11 protein-coding genes and 2 pseudogenes are annotated in these 13,964 nt (G+C 69.1%); 3 read left to right on the top strand and 10 right to left on the bottom strand.

The window, feature by feature from the left end; genetic code table 11:
• Positions 1-653: 653 nt before the first annotated feature.
• Positions 654-1,712, bottom strand: coding sequence for a helix-turn-helix domain-containing protein (locus ACIBK3_RS45020; protein ID WP_399374335.1), 1,059 nt, complete (start codon positions 1,710-1,712; stop codon positions 654-656).
• 287 nt (positions 1,713-1,999) lie between these two features.
• Positions 2,000-2,449, bottom strand: a complete 450-nt coding sequence (locus tag ACIBK3_RS45015; RefSeq protein WP_399374334.1) for a DUF5707 domain-containing protein — start codon at positions 2,447-2,449, stop codon at positions 2,000-2,002.
• Between the two features lie 570 nt (positions 2,450-3,019).
• Between ACIBK3_RS45015 and ACIBK3_RS45010 the strand changes: the two are divergent.
• Both ACIBK3_RS45010 and ACIBK3_RS45005 read left to right on the top strand, forming a co-directional pair.
• Positions 3,020-3,254: pseudogene (locus ACIBK3_RS45010) on the top strand (TetR/AcrR family transcriptional regulator); the annotation flags it as partial.
• A 654-nt stretch (positions 3,255-3,908) separates the two neighbouring features.
• Positions 3,909-5,102: a hypothetical protein gene (locus tag ACIBK3_RS45005; protein ID WP_399374332.1), complete on the top strand. Its 1,194-nt coding sequence runs from the start codon at positions 3,909-3,911 to the stop codon at positions 5,100-5,102.
• Between the two features lie 308 nt (positions 5,103-5,410).
• On the opposite strand, the gene ACIBK3_RS45000 is transcribed toward ACIBK3_RS45005, so the two are convergent.
• The 7 genes from ACIBK3_RS45000 to ACIBK3_RS44970 form a co-directional block, all read right to left on the bottom strand.
• Positions 5,411-5,944: a TetR/AcrR family transcriptional regulator gene (locus tag ACIBK3_RS45000; protein WP_399374343.1), complete on the bottom strand. Its 534-nt coding sequence runs from the start codon at positions 5,942-5,944 to the stop codon at positions 5,411-5,413.
• 22 nt (positions 5,945-5,966) lie between these two features.
• The gene (locus tag ACIBK3_RS44995; RefSeq protein WP_399374331.1) at positions 5,967-6,803 is read right to left on the bottom strand and encodes an alpha/beta fold hydrolase; all 837 of its coding nucleotides are present in this window, start codon (positions 6,801-6,803) and stop codon (positions 5,967-5,969) included.
• Positions 6,804-7,054: 251 nt separating this feature from the next.
• Positions 7,055-7,537 (bottom strand): nuclear transport factor 2 family protein, encoded by a 483-nt coding sequence (locus ACIBK3_RS44990; RefSeq protein WP_399374329.1) that lies wholly within the window; start codon positions 7,535-7,537, stop codon positions 7,055-7,057.
• 414 nt (positions 7,538-7,951) lie between these two features.
• Positions 7,952-8,965 carry an NADP-dependent oxidoreductase gene (locus tag ACIBK3_RS44985; protein WP_399374328.1) on the bottom strand — a complete coding sequence of 338 codons (1,014 nt, stop codon included), beginning with the start codon at positions 8,963-8,965 and terminating at the stop codon, positions 7,952-7,954.
• A 298-nt stretch (positions 8,966-9,263) separates the two neighbouring features.
• On the bottom strand, positions 9,264-9,470 hold the full coding sequence (locus tag ACIBK3_RS44980) for a hypothetical protein (protein WP_399374326.1): 207 nt from the start codon (positions 9,468-9,470) through the stop codon (positions 9,264-9,266).
• A gap of 689 nt (positions 9,471-10,159) precedes the next feature.
• On the bottom strand, positions 10,160-11,179 hold the full coding sequence (locus ACIBK3_RS44975; RefSeq protein ID WP_399374324.1) for a lipase family protein: 1,020 nt from the start codon (positions 11,177-11,179) through the stop codon (positions 10,160-10,162).
• Positions 11,180-11,346: 167 nt separating this feature from the next.
• On the bottom strand, positions 11,347-12,273 hold the full coding sequence (locus tag ACIBK3_RS44970) for a peptidase inhibitor family I36 protein (protein WP_399374342.1): 927 nt from the start codon (positions 12,271-12,273) through the stop codon (positions 11,347-11,349).
• A gap of 314 nt (positions 12,274-12,587) precedes the next feature.
• Here ACIBK3_RS44970 and ACIBK3_RS44965 point away from each other — a divergent pair.
• Positions 12,588-12,776 (top strand): annotated as a pseudogene (locus ACIBK3_RS44965) (IS6 family transposase); the annotation flags it as partial.
• 114 nt (positions 12,777-12,890) lie between these two features.
• On the opposite strand, the gene ACIBK3_RS44960 reads toward ACIBK3_RS44965, so the two are convergent.
• Positions 12,891-13,931, bottom strand: a complete 1,041-nt coding sequence (locus ACIBK3_RS44960) for an LLM class F420-dependent oxidoreductase (RefSeq protein WP_399374323.1) — start codon at positions 13,929-13,931, stop codon at positions 12,891-12,893.
• Positions 13,932-13,964: the final 33 nt, after the last annotated feature.

Raw genomic sequence — 13,964 nt, 5'->3', positions numbered from 1 at the left:
GTCGACGTCCTCTGGGCCATGCTCCGTGACAAGAGGCACTTCACGCCTACCCCACCAGTCACTCAATCGGCTTGACACCATCATTGAGACTCACTTGACCAGGGCGTGGGCAGGGTCGAGTGTGGCGGAATGCGGAACCAACGCGGCTCCTGCGTCTGTGTGTTGAGGCTCCGAAAACCTCCCCAACGGCACGGGAGCCTCGTGCGTTGCGGACACCACCAGCGTCCCCCGATCAGTGGCCGGCCTGCGCACCTCGCCGGCGGAAACGAATCAGTCGAGCGTACGCAGCACCAGCCGGACAACTCCCGTGACTCCTCGCCTGATCCACCCGAGCAGTCCGTACGCCACGGCCACGTCGGCGGCACTCGCGGCCACGGGCTCTCGGCCCGACTCCGAACGGCACCGAGAGCAGGAACGGAACCAACGGCGCTTTCGTGCACCACATTTGTTGCACATCGGCATGACCCCATTTTCCCCTGTCACCTCACCGCACCCCTGCGGATCGCCTCGTACACATGGCCGACCTCATTGCCCGCCGCCTCACCGGCGAAGCCACCATCTCCTGGCGCGACCCGACACCACAGGATCAAACGCCAGATCCGGGATGAAACACCGGGAGAAAACCACCTCTAGGACTCGGGGTGTCTCTGGCGTCATGACCGACCCCCGTATGCGGACATGGGGAGTGGTTCACTGTGGCGAGTTTCCTGTCGCGAGCCCAGTGCGTTGGTCGATCGGGCGAACTGGGCGGGTGTCTGGCCGTACTGCTTCTTGAAGGCTCGGATGAAGTGGCTGCTGTCCGCGAACTGCCAGTGGGCGGCGAGTTCGGCGATGTTCGGGCGGCCATAGGGTGCGGCGAGTTCGGCCCGGGCCTGCTGGAGCCGGCGGCGGCGGATGTACCCGGTCACCGACTCCTCGACCGCGGCGAACGCCCGGTGCAACGTCCGGAGGGAGACGTTGAGTTCGCGGGCCAGCATGGTGGGGGAGAGGTCAGGGTCGGTGAGGTGGCGGTCCGCGATGCCCTTCGCCGCCTGGGCGAGGGCGGGGGCCTGCCGGGGCTCGTCGGCGTCGATGCCCTGCCTCAGCAGTCCCTTGAACAGCTCGATCAGGGCGTCGCGGGCGGCCTGCACACCGGCCGGGGTGAGGTTGTTGAGCATCGAGCCGACCGTGTTCGCGTGGGCCATGAGCACACGCAGCTCGGCCGAGTCGGCTGAGCCGACCACCGACCGGTCACCGATCAGCGGGTTGATATCCGCCGCGGGCAGAACCATCATCTGCGTGGCCGTACCCGGCTCCACTGCCAAGTGCCACGGCGCGCTGGTGCACCACGCGATGAACTGCCCCGCCGACACGGTGACCCTGTCACGCTCGCGCGGCCGGGTGAAGTGCAGCGTGCCGTGCTGCACCACATGCAGCACGACCCGGTCCTGGAGGTTGTGAGAGTCACTGCCCCAGGTATCGCCGGCCATCGATTCGCCGGAGAAGTCGAGGTTCACGGTGTCGCGCGGCTGGCAGACACGCGATCTGATGCGGACGGCGCCGGGCGCATGCCTGTCGAAGGTCGGCAGCGGGAACCCACTGCCGACCCGCACGTCCCACTCGTGCCGTAAGACGTCGGCGCTGTCCCGTCCGGCACTCGCGGCGGTGATGGCCATCGTGAACGTCGCGCGCTCCGCGCCCGCGCCCGCTCCGGTGCACTTGATGCTGTGCATCGCCTGTCGTCCCACCTCGCGGATTCCCGGGGGCGATGTGACGCCAACACGTCGCCCCTCCTCAATTGTCTTTGTCGGCGTACATGGTCGTCGCGGCACACACGTTCCTTGAATGGCGCGGCTAATCCACCGGGCACCAAGGCCGCTTCTGCTCGGCAGCGTCCTTCGCTGTGAACAGCGGGTACCGCACCGTCTTGATGCGCTGGAGTCTGGTCGGCCTGGTCGCGGGCGCTTTACGGGCGAGGTCGACCGGCCGGCGCCCTCAGGCGCCAGGCGGCGCCGGCCGGTCAGCGTATGACGTCGAATGCGGCGGCGCGGGGCAGGAACGTCGTGTCCTTGTCTTTGGCGGTCGCCAGTGCCGAAATGTTCCATGTGCCCTCGGCGAGCTCGCCCGCCTCCTTCTGCGTCACCTGCAGCGTGTAGGTGCAGCGGGACGTCTCGGCCGTAGCGCTCCGGCACGTTGCGCCGTCCACCTGCTGGAGCTCCTCGGCGGTCGGGTCGAGCTTCGAACTCGTGGGCCAGGCAATGACCTTGAGGCTCTGGATGCCCGAGTCGTCACTGACGTCCGCAGTGAAGGTGAGTGAGCCCGTGCTTCCGCCGGCCGGAGCGACGTAGTGGGCCGATCCGTTCTCCAGGGTCGGCTTGGTGGCGGCCGAGGCCGTGGCGAGGCCACCGGCGGTTATTCCGCCGAAGGCGACAAGGCCGATGAGTGACGATACGAGAATGCGCCGGGACATGGGAAATCCTCCTTGATTTCTAGGGGTGGCAGGCAAATTCAGGAAAGGGAATGCCTGGGAATTCCATTGGTGGACTTGCGAAAAACGTGGGAGAACCGGTGAAAGGTTCCCTTTCCTGATGTCTTCGAGCCTATGGCCCGGGGATTGCGCAGTCCTCGCGCTGCGGGACGATTGCCGCGTATAACCGAAGATAGAGAACGCTTCCCGGCCGTCCACCGTCCGAGGTGCCTACCGCCACTCCGCACCGTTGTCTGCGTCTCTCCGCCGAGGATGCCGTGGTGTGGCCCGGGGCGGGGCGGGGCTGGGTGCGTGGGGCCGTCCGGCCCGTGTCCGCCCTTCTCGCGGCCCTGGTCGCCGGGCTGGTGACCGTTGCACTCGCCGTCCGTCGCGCCCGACCGGTGGCCACCCCCGTCCTGGTCGCCGCGGTTGCGGGGCGCGCCGGGAGCTGGTGTTCTCGCCGGTGAGGCGGTGGGCCATGAGGCCGGTCCTGGCGAGGTGGATCACGGTTTCGGAGCGGACCCGGCTGCTCAGACTGCTGAGGGCACCGGCGATTCCAGACCGCGCCCCGCGGGTGCAGTGGGCAGCCCGTACCAGGCGGAGCATTACGAGCGGTGGCACAGCATGCTCCAAGCCGTACTGGAGCAGATCCCGGCCTGACCGCCAGCGACTTCACCGCCAAGGCCCTGCTCGCCGCCACACGAGCCGACCTCGTCGAGCACCTGGCCGGAGAAGAGCGCATTCCGCGGGAAAGAATGCGGCACAGCCGGCGAACTTCGTCACCGGAGTCCTGGCGTCCGGCCCCTGACGAGTGCCGTCGAACGAGTGCGGCGGGGCCGCCCCAGGGCGGTCCCGCCGCAGGTCACGAGCTGGCGATGAGGTCAAGGGCGGACTCGATGGAGTTGAGCGGGGCGACGATGTGCACGCTCCCGACGTTCTCTGCCACTTCCGTCATGGGGTGTCTCACCACCAACTGCGGGCCAGGGCACGGCGCTTCGGGCCGCGACGGGACAGGGCCCGCTTGCCAGCCGAGAGTCAGACCGAAAAGATCACCTCGCGCCGCGGCGAGCAGCACACCGCATCCGAGCGGCGGTCGACGCCGGCCAACCCAGCGGACCCCGCACGGCGGACAATCCACCTCGCCTGTACCGTCCCGGACGGCCGCCAGACGCTGGCGCAACCGCCGTTCCCGACGCCACGGCCCGGACCGACACACCGACAGACAGCACCCCGCCCCGGGCCGGGCAGCCCGGCCTCAGCCGTTCCCCGCAGCCCCGGCAGATCCCTTCCCCGGCTCGACCGGCGTCCTCGGACACCAGGCCGGCGTAGGCCCCAAGGCCACTCACAACCGATGCTCAGAACCCGCACTCAGAAAGAACCTTCCACTCCGTCAGAGCATCTCAAGGAGGGGCGCATGCCCCGTGGGGACCATGCGGGCGACAAGAACCGAAAGGGAAGAAGCATGCCGGTCATCAGGGAGCGGATGCACCTGATACTGCTTTCGGCCTGGACATTCCTGTGGTTCGCCGCGGTCCAGCCACACGGGGGGTTCTCCTGGCACTATCTGCGTACCGGTGGGGAGTTGCTCTACGCGGGCCCGGGCAGGGCGGACGGAGGCCTGAACCTGTACGCCCACCACCCCGAACTGCAGATGGGTCCCGTCAGCTTCCTGGCAGCGGGCCTGTTCAACCCTTTGCCCGAAGCAGTTGGGCAGTTTCTGGCCGCCGCCGTGATGTCCCTGCTCGGCCTGGTGATCCTGGTGGTCGCCGGACGCAGCGCGGCCTGGCACTTCCTGGGCACCGGGACCAACCACCAACGGCTGCGGCAGCGCGTGCTGATCGCGGGCCTGGCCTTCATCCCGATGTGGATCGAGGTCGCGGTCCGCTTCGGCCACCTCGACGACGTTCTGGCACTCTTCTTCACGGCCCTGGCCGTACGCTCCCTCACCCGCGGCAACGCGGCTGCGACCGGCATCTTCCTCGCACTGGCCATGGATTCCAAACCGACCGCGCTGGCCTTCCTGCCGCTGCTGCTCGCGCTGCCGAGAGGGCAGTGGCTGCGCGCGGGTCTGTGGTGCGCGGGTCTGGTCGCGCTCGTCTGGCTGCCGTTCCTCCTCGGCTCTGCGCAGTCGTTCGCCGCGGCCGAGTTCACCATCCCCAACCAGCCGGCGTCCGCGCTGCGCTGGCTCGGCGTCGACGATCCGCGAACCCCTCCCTGGGACCGACCCGCACAGGCCGTAGTGGGCCTGGTGCTGGGTTGCATCGCCGTCTGGCGAGGCCGCTGGCCCGCCGTCGTCCTGCTCGGCGCCAACGCCCGGATCGCCCTGGACCCGAGCGTCTACACGTACTACACAGCCTCCGTCTTACTGGGCACACTGCTGTGGGATGTGATCGGGCAGCGTCGCCTGGTGCCCTGGTGGAGCTGGATCGCACTGATCACCCTGTACGGCACGGTCTTCGTCGTTCCCGACGACGCGACCCGCGGCCTGGTCCGCCTGGGCTTCGTCGTCATGTCCACCGCGTGTGTCCTGTTCTGGCCAGTACGAGACCGGCGTAGGAGCCGATCGTCTGTCAGCGGTGGACCCGGGCGTTCGTCAACACGAGGAGAGCCCGAAGAAGCGTGGTCGCATGGCGGGCGTTCACAGGGACCTTGGTGAGCATTCGCCAGTTCCTCAGGCCGGCGAAGCCGTGGCGCGTGTCGGCAAGCGAGACGGAGAGGACTACAGGACAACGGGATTGCATGCAGGGCGCGTCCGGCCGCAGTCGGTCGTGACACCGAGCAGCCGTCCATGACGATGATCTCGCGATGCCGACGGCGGGCCGCGTCCGCGTGGCCGGGCACGACCTGCTCACCCTGAACGGCGCGAGCGGCTCGGCTGCCGCCGGTATCACCCGGGCCTCGGACGAAGCCGAAGCCCGGGTGATACCGGGCGTCCCCGCGCGCTGTGGCGTACCGGCAGTGTGCTCAGACAACGCGCAGGCCGCGGTCGGCGAAGGCGATCAGCCACTCGAAACTCTCGTCGATGTCGGTACTCCACTGGAAGCCGTTGTCCGCCTGCAACGTGGCGAAGCCGTGGCAGAGGCTGCGGAGCGTACGCAGTGCGTGGTTCACGTCGGACTCCGCGATCTCGTAGCCGCGCAGGACCGCTCTGAACGCGTCGAGCAGCCGCTGGCCCTCGGTGGCCAGCGGATCGTCCGGGCCGGACGGTTCCACGCCGGTCGTCGCGGCGTACCGGCCGGGGTGCTCCAGGACGAAGGCGCGGAAGGCGCGCGCCGCAGCTGCCAGGGCGTCGCGGCCCGCGTACCCCTGGACCGCGCCGCCGACGGCGTCGGCGGCCTCGGTCAGTGCCAGGGCCGCGATGCGCCGGTTGAGGTCTTCCTGGCCGCTCACGTGCTTGTAGAGGGACGGGGTGCGTACGCCCAGCCGCTCGGCCAGCAGACCCATCGTCAGGTTGGCCAGGCCCACTTCGTCGGCGAGGGCGGCACCGGCCGCGACCACGGCCGCCGGGTCCAGGCCCGCCCTAGGCACGAGCGCGGTCCGAGCGGAGAAAAGCGAGCACGAGCGAAACCACGTGGTCGGGGAACTGGTCGTGCGGGTAGTGCCCGGCGCCCTCGATCATCTCGAGGCGGCCGAGGCCGGACGACAGGGCGTCGACGATCGCCGATCCCTCGGCATACGGGTCGGCCCAGTCGGGGTCGAGCGTGCCCATCACGACCAGGACCGGGCAGCGGACGCCCGCGAGGTGCGCGCCGGCGTCGGTCGGGGCACTGCGGCCCATGCCCTGCAATGCCTTCATACGGCCCGGCTCGCGCATCAGCGAGTCGATGCGGCCGAGCCGCTCGTCCCAGTCGGCCGGCTTCACACCGGGGTAGGCCACATCGAGGTACGAGCGCCAGAGCGGCACGCTGCCGAACGCGCCCGTGCCGAGCAGCCGCAGCATGCCCTGCCGGAAGCGCTTCACCCGCAGGTCGCTGAGGCGGATCGACTGCTTGCGGGTGAACGGCGCCAGCTCGACGACCGAGGTGACCAGTGAGGGTTCCTGTGCCGCGGCGATGGTGGCGGCGCCGCCGGAGATCGAGTGGCCGACAAGCACGGCTGGGCCGCCCAAGTGGCGAATCACGGCGAGCAGGTCGCCGGCGATGTCGGTGCGGCTCCAGGCCGGCCAGTCGGCGCTGGACTCGCCGCAGCCGCGCAGATCGACGGCGGCGACCCGGTGCCCCGCCGCCACCAGCGCCGGGATTACCGCACGGTACGCGGCGCGGCTGTCGCCCATCCCGTGCGCGAGAACGATGAGCGGGCCGGACCCCGCCACCTCGTAGGCGATGGTGCCGCCGTCGACGACAAGGTACTCGGTCATGGCATCTCCCACCATAGGCTAACTCTGTTAACTAAAAGCTAATGCAATTAGCCGTGAGCGTCAAAGTGGCTTCCAGGAGCTGCTGTGTCTGCTCGCCGAGCACGGTGACAGCCCGGACGATCCCATCTCCGTGGCGATCGAGACCTCCTGCGGACTCCTGGTCGCCCGCCTGCGGGCCACTATCCCGATGCGTGCCACATCGCTCTCCTGTCTGTCCTGCGTGGTCTCTCGGGCGTGCCCGTCGCTGCGCTTCATACGGCGCTGTCCAGACCGACGAACAGCTTTGCGATACGCCACTGACCTTCGGTGTGCTGCAGCGTGAAGGTGTAGAAGCCGGTCGTGACCACGTTCGAGCGCCCGCCCGTGTTCGACGTCAGCATCAGATAGGCCCACACCACTGCCGTGCTGGGGTCCGCACTGCGGAAGACCACGTTGACCAGGTTGTGCCTTCGCTGCTCGGTTTGCGCTTTTGTCGCATCCCGCGTCAGGTCGAGAATCGCCGCGCGTCCGGCGAAGGGGCCCTGCTCGAGACCGCCCGCGATCGTGAGCGTCATGGTGGCGTCCTCGGTCAGAACGCTCTCCAGCGCCACTAGATCTCCGTGATCGAGGGCGAATGCGTAGCGTGCCAGCGTCTGCTGGACGGTGAGCTGTTCTGCGGGGCCGAGATCGATCTTCCCCGCAGGCGTTGCGGTGAGGTGACTGCTTGCCCAGCCGAAAGCCGCAGTTGTCGTCATGTCGAACCTCGCTCGTGTTTCGTTGTGGGGTGAAAGCCGGGCGCGGCCCGCGAAGGCAGCCACTCGGCGTGCGGTGGGAGGGTGCAGCGTGTGACGTGAGCGGCAGGCGCCGGCAGACGTGAGCGGCAGGAGCCGGCCCGAGACCCCGCCACCGCGTCACCCGGCACCGGAAAGCTGTCGCCGGCGGCGGTGTGGTCCCGGCCGGTGCTCTGTGCGGCGCCGTCGGATATCAGGAATGCGACCGGCCCGCGGTCTCCTGCGGCGAACCGAGCCGACCGAATGGGTCCGCCCGGTTCCCGCAGAGCGTCGCGGCGACATGGCCACCAGACGGGTCCCATGGTCTCGGGGCGGCATCCCGACGGCCGTCAATGGCTTGAGGACGACCGCCGGACGCATCGGCGGGACGCCTCGTTGCTAAGCGACCGTGAGCACGATCTTGCCCTGGATATGCCCCCGGGCGGCGCGCTCGTGCGCCGCTTGGGCATCCGCGAGCGCAAACGTGCTGTCGATCGCGACGCGCAGCGTGCCCGCGGCGAGCAGGCGTAGCAGTTCGGTGAGCTGCGCGCCGCTCGAGCGGACCTGCGCGCTGGAGACCGTGACGCCACGCATTGCGGTCTCTTCTTCGTCGAAACCGCCAGGAAACACCGGGAACAGTGCGCCGCCGTGCTTGAGGGTGGGCAGGAAGCGCCTGGTGTCGGGACCCCCGACGGTGTCCAGGACGAGATCGACGTCACGGGCGGCCTCCTCGGGCCGCTCCTTGGTGTAGTCGATGAACTCGTCGGCGCCGAGCTCGCGCAGGAACGTCTCGTGAGCGCCGGAGGCCACGGCGATGACACGGGCTCCCTTCCACTTGGCCAGCTGGAGCGCGAGGTGCCCCACGCCACCTGCGGCGCCGTTGATGAGCACCGTGGTCTCGCTGTCGAGTGCCGTCGGGCGGTGCTGGGCCTCTTGGAACGGTGAGGGGTGGTCGTGCCCGAGTTCGATCAGGAACTGCCATGCTGTCAGGCCCGACATGGCCAGGCCGGCGGCCTGCACGTGGTCGACGGAGGCAGGCTTGAGTGCGAAGTCCGATGCGGGTGCGGTGACGTACTCGGCGTACGCGCCGGCTTGGAGAACGGTGGGGAAGCGCAGAAGGCCGACCACCTCGTCTCCGGCCGCGAAGGCGTTGACATCGGCTGCGACGTCTGCGACGACGCCTGAGACGTCGGTCCCCGGAATCATGGGGAGATCGAACGTGGGCTTGACCTCGGGAGGTACGTCAGGCATTCCCTCACGCGCGTACCAGTCGGGAGGATTGAGGCCGACCGCGTGCACGCGGACGAGCACCTCGCCCGGCCCCGGCTCGGGAACCGGCGCCTCCTCATGACGCAGCACCTCCGGGCCTCCGAAGCCGTGCAGCCGGATCGCCTTCATTGTGTGTGTGGACATCTGCCTCTCCTGCCCGCGTTGCGGGACGGACTCTGTTCGGATCGGTGACCCAGGTATCTGGACCACTGATCCGAATATATGGACCAGCGATCCGGATAGTCAACTCGAGAGGTGCGGATGCGGGCCGGAGGCAGGACGAACCACGACCACCTGCACGCGGGCGCCGCCGTCATCGGGCACGGCGTCGGCGCGTTGATGCGGGACATCGCCCGCCGGACCGAAGCCGGGCCGACGGCCCCGTTGCGTCACTTCCCCGCCCGGGAAAAGCTGGCCGAGGTCCTGCTCCGCACGAGGCTCGTCAAACTGACGGCACGGGCAGCCGAGGCCGAGACCCCGAACTCACCCAGGACGCGCTGGTGTTGTGGCTGCGCGACTTTGTCGCGGGCACGATCAACTGCCGCTCCTGCCGTTCCTGCCGTTCCTGCCGCTCAGCGGTGACGCCGGTGATGAGGGCGATCGAGGACCCCCGGCCCGCGCTCCACACCTCCTGCGCCACCCTGCGCACGGCCGGCACCCGACTCCTCACCCGCGCCCCGCGCCCGGGCTGCGGACGCGCGCGCCGGGCGGGTCGCCTGACACCGCGAGGGGTGCTTCCGGGGGCCGGCGCGACTCGTTGACGCGATGCTCGGCCGGTCCGGCGAACTCGGCGCCGCAGCCTTACTTGCCGAGCGCGCGGCCGAGTCCGCTGGTCAGCGTGTGGCATGGCAGCCACGAGCCTGAGGGCGGCGTTCCTTTTCGGCATGGCTGCGACTCCCAGAGGTGCTCGACGCGTGGGCCACCGCGGATCGTTCGCCGAGCCACACGAGTGCCGCGATCAGCGCGAACAGATCGGTGCCGCCGACGTCGCTCCGCGCTCCGCCCGCGGCCTGGGCACGGGTGAGGTGCCGCGCACCGCCGCGCGCAGGGTGACGCAGGATGTGTGGAGTGTGGACTCGGTGGCCCCGTATGGGCTGCCATCAGCACGGTCACGCCTTGGTACTCGGTGGAGACGGTCACCGGGAGTGCAGTCCAGACCCGGGCCGTGTGGGCGTCGTGGACCCGGGAGGCAAGGACGGCGACCGATTGGCGGACGTCGTCAATCGCCTCCCGCAGCCCGGCTGTTATCGCGCGGGTCCCCGCGCGTCCGGCGGCTCCGGTCCGGCGACGTCGCCCTTGCTCACCTGGATGGTCCAAAAGCGGGAACGGTGGGCACTATCAGCAGGTGGTCGGCGCGGGCCGCCCGGCGAACCGGTCGGTCAGCCAGCTGACCGCAGCGGGCAGGCCGGTGGTTTCGCCGGCGATGTGGTCTCCGGGTACGACGGTGAAGACCGTGCGGACACCGGCGGTGCACCAGGCTTGGTTCAGGGCACGGGCTTGGCCGATAGGAATGATTTCGTCCAGGGCGCCGTGGTACTGGAGGACGGGTACCGTCGGTGCCGGCCGGGTGATCAGGTTGTTCTGCGCGTAGACGGAGGCGACAGCGGGTTGTGCGTCGAACTGCTGAATTGTCGCGCCCGTCGAGTAGTCGTTGAACTTCTTGAAGGGATAGCCGGCGAGGGTCTGCACGACGCATTGGGTTTTCAATGACGCCTCGGTGGCCCTGCCTGCAGCGCTGAGGGAGTCATCCAGGAGGAACTGGCCGGGGTAGGCCTGCTGGAGGCCGATCAGCGCGTAGAGCTGCAGGCCCTCGCCAGTGGCACTGCCGTCCAGGGATTCGGCCACGTTCCGGACGTTGGCCGGCACACCGCCGGACACATCGGTGATCAGCTTGAGGTCCGCAGCGTAGGAAGGGGCCAGCGACGCCGCCCAGCCCGACGCGCCGCCGCCCTGCGAGTAGCCCATCGTGGCCCAGGGAGTTGCCGCCGAGACGCCCGTCCCGGGGATCGAGGCAGCCGCGCGGGCCATGTCCAGGACGGTGTGCGCCTCGGAGACTCCGGCAACATAGGTGGGGGTGGAACCGGTGGTGTAGCCCTCGTAGTCGCTGACAACGACACCCCAGCCCTTCGCCAGCAGCGCCTCGACCGGTTCGAGTTCCTGTTCGGTGCCGGCGACGAACTGTTTGGACGGCGCGCACTGTTGTCCCAGACCCTGGGTGCCGACCGCTAGATCCACCCACGGCCGGGAACCGGCACCGAGCCACGGCAGCGTCGGTGTGAACACCGTGCCGGTGACCGCGATGTCGGCGTTCTGGGCGTTGCGGGAGTGGTACATCACCGTGGTGGCAGTTGCCGTCACCGCGGTCGCGACAACCGTCGCGGGCTGTGTTCGGATGATCGTGCCGGGTTCACCGGTCGGCAGTGGCGACGGCGCCTGGTAGAAGTCTGCCGGGGCGGCAGCCTTGGCAGGAGCCGCGGAAACCGCGGCAGGAGACAGGACCGCCGCTGCCAGCGTGGCAAAGCCGATCAAGCCGGCGACAACAGAACGACGCACCGCAACCCCATTCCATATGGTGATCTTGTCCCGGTTTCCCGGGCGGTTCTCGTGTAGTGGTCACGCCGCGGGCAGCCCGCGTGACAGCCACCCGCACCTGTGTCTCGACCGCAAGCACCGGGCGACCGAAGCGGCATGGCAGGCCGGACAGCCGAGGGTGAGTGCCAGGAGCACGAGTCGCGGCGGCAGGATCCGGAGGAAGACCGGCACCGCACAACGCTGGCGGCTGCTTCTCCTGCTTTTCGAAGCTGACCCGGGCAAGCCCGCGCTGTCGGTGGCTGCTGGAAGCCTGCATGTCCTACGAGGCGCGGCATCCGGTGTGGTGTCGGCGATGGCGGCTCCGCGCCCGGTGCGTGCCGTGCGACGATGCGCCGCGCTCTCGTGCGCACCGGCGCGGAAGCCGCCCGGGCACACTTCGGGCGGTTCCCGCATGCCCGGACGGCCTCGAGCACGGCTCGCTGCCTGGCCGGGCATCTCTGGTGCGGTGTCATCCGCAGTCGTTGTGGTTGATCTTCATGGAGCGGGCGGTGTCGTTGAGGTTGTAGCCGCGCAGGTCGTGGATGGAGCCACCGCTTTTGGTGACTCAGACCCAGCGAGCGGCCGGAGTAGTTGCGTTTTTCGTAGACGGGAGCGGTGCGGCCGGAATTGTTGCGGACGGAGCTGCCGCGGTCGCGGATGGCGGAGGGCAGGTCCTTGATGCTGCCGTCGGCGGCTCGGTTCACCCAGGGCTGGCCACCGAAGTTGATCTCGGGGTGGATGCAGACGTAACCGTCGGCGCAGTCGATGCCGGCCGCCTGCCCTGCTGCGCAGCCGCAGGCAGCGTCAGCGGTAGGAGCGGTGATCAGCAGCGGACCGAGGGCGGTGACTGCCCCCAGGACCCTACGCGTTCGAGTCGTCATCACGAGCACACACATAGCAGCGCCGGCCACCGACACGCCCCAGAGATGAGGGCCAGTCACTCTTCCGGTACCCCCGCACCCCTCGTACGGCCGATCGCGGATGTCTGTCTGGCAAGCGGTCGCATCCGTCCCGGACGCCGGCCGGGCACCGCCGGCCCCTGAGGGTCCCCGACGACGGCAAGTGGACCTCGCCGCCGGTGCACGACACCACCGTCTTCCGCCTCGGAGTGAGCCTGCCGGGTCCACCGCGGAACGCGTCCTCGCCACGCTCGTGACAGTGGCCCGCCACAATCTGCGGGTCAACGACCTACGGGCGGCGTGAACGGGCGATGAAGGGCTTCCGCTCCGTGGGCGGGGCCCAGCGGTTCCTGTCCGCGTTCAGCGGTATCTCGCCCCACTTCCGGCCCCGCCACCATCTGATGCCCGCCCACGACTACCGAGCCGAGATGACCATCCGCTTCGCCATCTGGAAGCAGATCACCCGCGTCGCCGCCTCACCAGCCGGGCCTGAGCACAGGCTCGGCTTCCAAGCCCCCCTGCCCCCACGCGCCGTCAGGCAGTCACACACCCAACAACGTGACACCGCCCCCCGCCCGCATGGTGCCACGCGCGTGGCGTCAGCTCAGCATGTCGCGCAGTCGCTCGACGGCGTGGAGGCGTTCCCCGTGCGTGTCGGCCAGCGGCTTCACGCACAGGGTCGTCACACCAGCGGCTGCGAAGGCATCGAGCTGCCCGGCGATCTGTTCCTTCGTCCCCACGAGGGATATGGCCCTCAACAGTCCTTCGGGAACGGCGGCTTCGGCCTCCCGCTTCTTTCCTGCCAGGTACAGGTCCTGGATGTGCGCCGCCTCCCGTTCGTAGCCGTAACGGCCGGCGAGCCGGGCGTAGAAGTTCTTGTTCCTCGCGCCCATCCCCCCGATGTAGAGGGCCAGTTGTGGCCGAGCTCGGTCCAGCAGGTATTCCACGTCGTCGCCGATGGCCAAAGGCGCCGTCACCGTGATGTCGAGCGTGCCCAGTGCCGCATCGCGCCGGGCCAGCCCCGCGGTCAGTGCCGCTCCCCACACCTCCGCGGCTTTTCCGGGATGGAAGAACACGGGCAGCCAGCCTTCGGCGAGTTCGGCCGTCAGCTCGACGTTCTTCGGTCCGATCGCCGCCAGGGTGATGGGGATGCGGGAGCGGACCAGCTTGTTGACGAGTTTCAGGGGCTTGCCGAGCCCGGTGCCCCGCTCGGCGGGAAGCGGAAGCGGGTACTTCGGGCCCGGGTGCACCACCCGTTCGCCCCGCCACACCTGACGGCAGATCTCCACCACCTCGCGAGTGCGGCTGAGTGGCGCGTCGTACGGCACCCCGTGGAAGCCCTCGATCACCTGTGGTCCCGACGCTCCGAGGCCCAGCGTGAACCGGCCGCCGGAGACCTCGTCAAGACCAGCGGCGGTCATCGCCAGCAGCGACGGCGTACGGGTGAAGATCGGGAGGATTCCGGAGGCGATCTCCAGGCGTTCGGTGCGAGCCGCGAGGTAGCCCAACCGGCTGACGGCGTCGAAGGAGTAGGCCTCCGGCACGAAGGCGATCTCGACCCCTGCCGCCTCGAAATCCTTTGCGGCACCGACCGATCCGATGAAGTCGCCGCTGTAATCCAGTGTCATGCCGATACGCATGCGAAGGCCCCTCGTCTTCCGACCCATTCAGAT

This window comes from Streptomyces sp. NPDC050287, from assembly GCF_044459385.1.
Taxonomy (GTDB): Bacteria; Actinomycetota; Actinomycetes; order Streptomycetales; family Streptomycetaceae; genus Streptomyces.
This window is presented reverse-complemented; position numbering and strand designations above follow the sequence as displayed.

Coding starts and splice junctions, on each gene's coding strand:
- ACIBK3_RS45020 (WP_399374335.1), bottom strand. CDS start 1,712: ATGCACAGCATCAAGTGCACCGGAGCGGGCGCGGGCGCGGAGCGCGCG.
- ACIBK3_RS45015 (WP_399374334.1), bottom strand. CDS start 2,449: ATGTCCCGGCGCATTCTCGTATCGTCACTCATCGGCCTTGTCGCCTTC.
- ACIBK3_RS45005 (WP_399374332.1), top strand. CDS start 3,909: ATGCCGGTCATCAGGGAGCGGATGCACCTGATACTGCTTTCGGCCTGG.
- ACIBK3_RS44995 (WP_399374331.1), bottom strand. CDS start 6,803: ATGACCGAGTACCTTGTCGTCGACGGCGGCACCATCGCCTACGAGGTG.
- ACIBK3_RS44990 (WP_399374329.1), bottom strand. CDS start 7,537: ATGACGACAACTGCGGCTTTCGGCTGGGCAAGCAGTCACCTCACCGCA.
- ACIBK3_RS44985 (WP_399374328.1), bottom strand. CDS start 8,965: ATGTCCACACACACAATGAAGGCGATCCGGCTGCACGGCTTCGGAGGC.
- ACIBK3_RS44970 (WP_399374342.1), bottom strand. CDS start 12,273: ATGACGACTCGAACGCGTAGGGTCCTGGGGGCAGTCACCGCCCTCGGT.
- ACIBK3_RS44960 (WP_399374323.1), bottom strand. CDS start 13,931: ATGCGTATCGGCATGACACTGGATTACAGCGGCGACTTCATCGGATCG.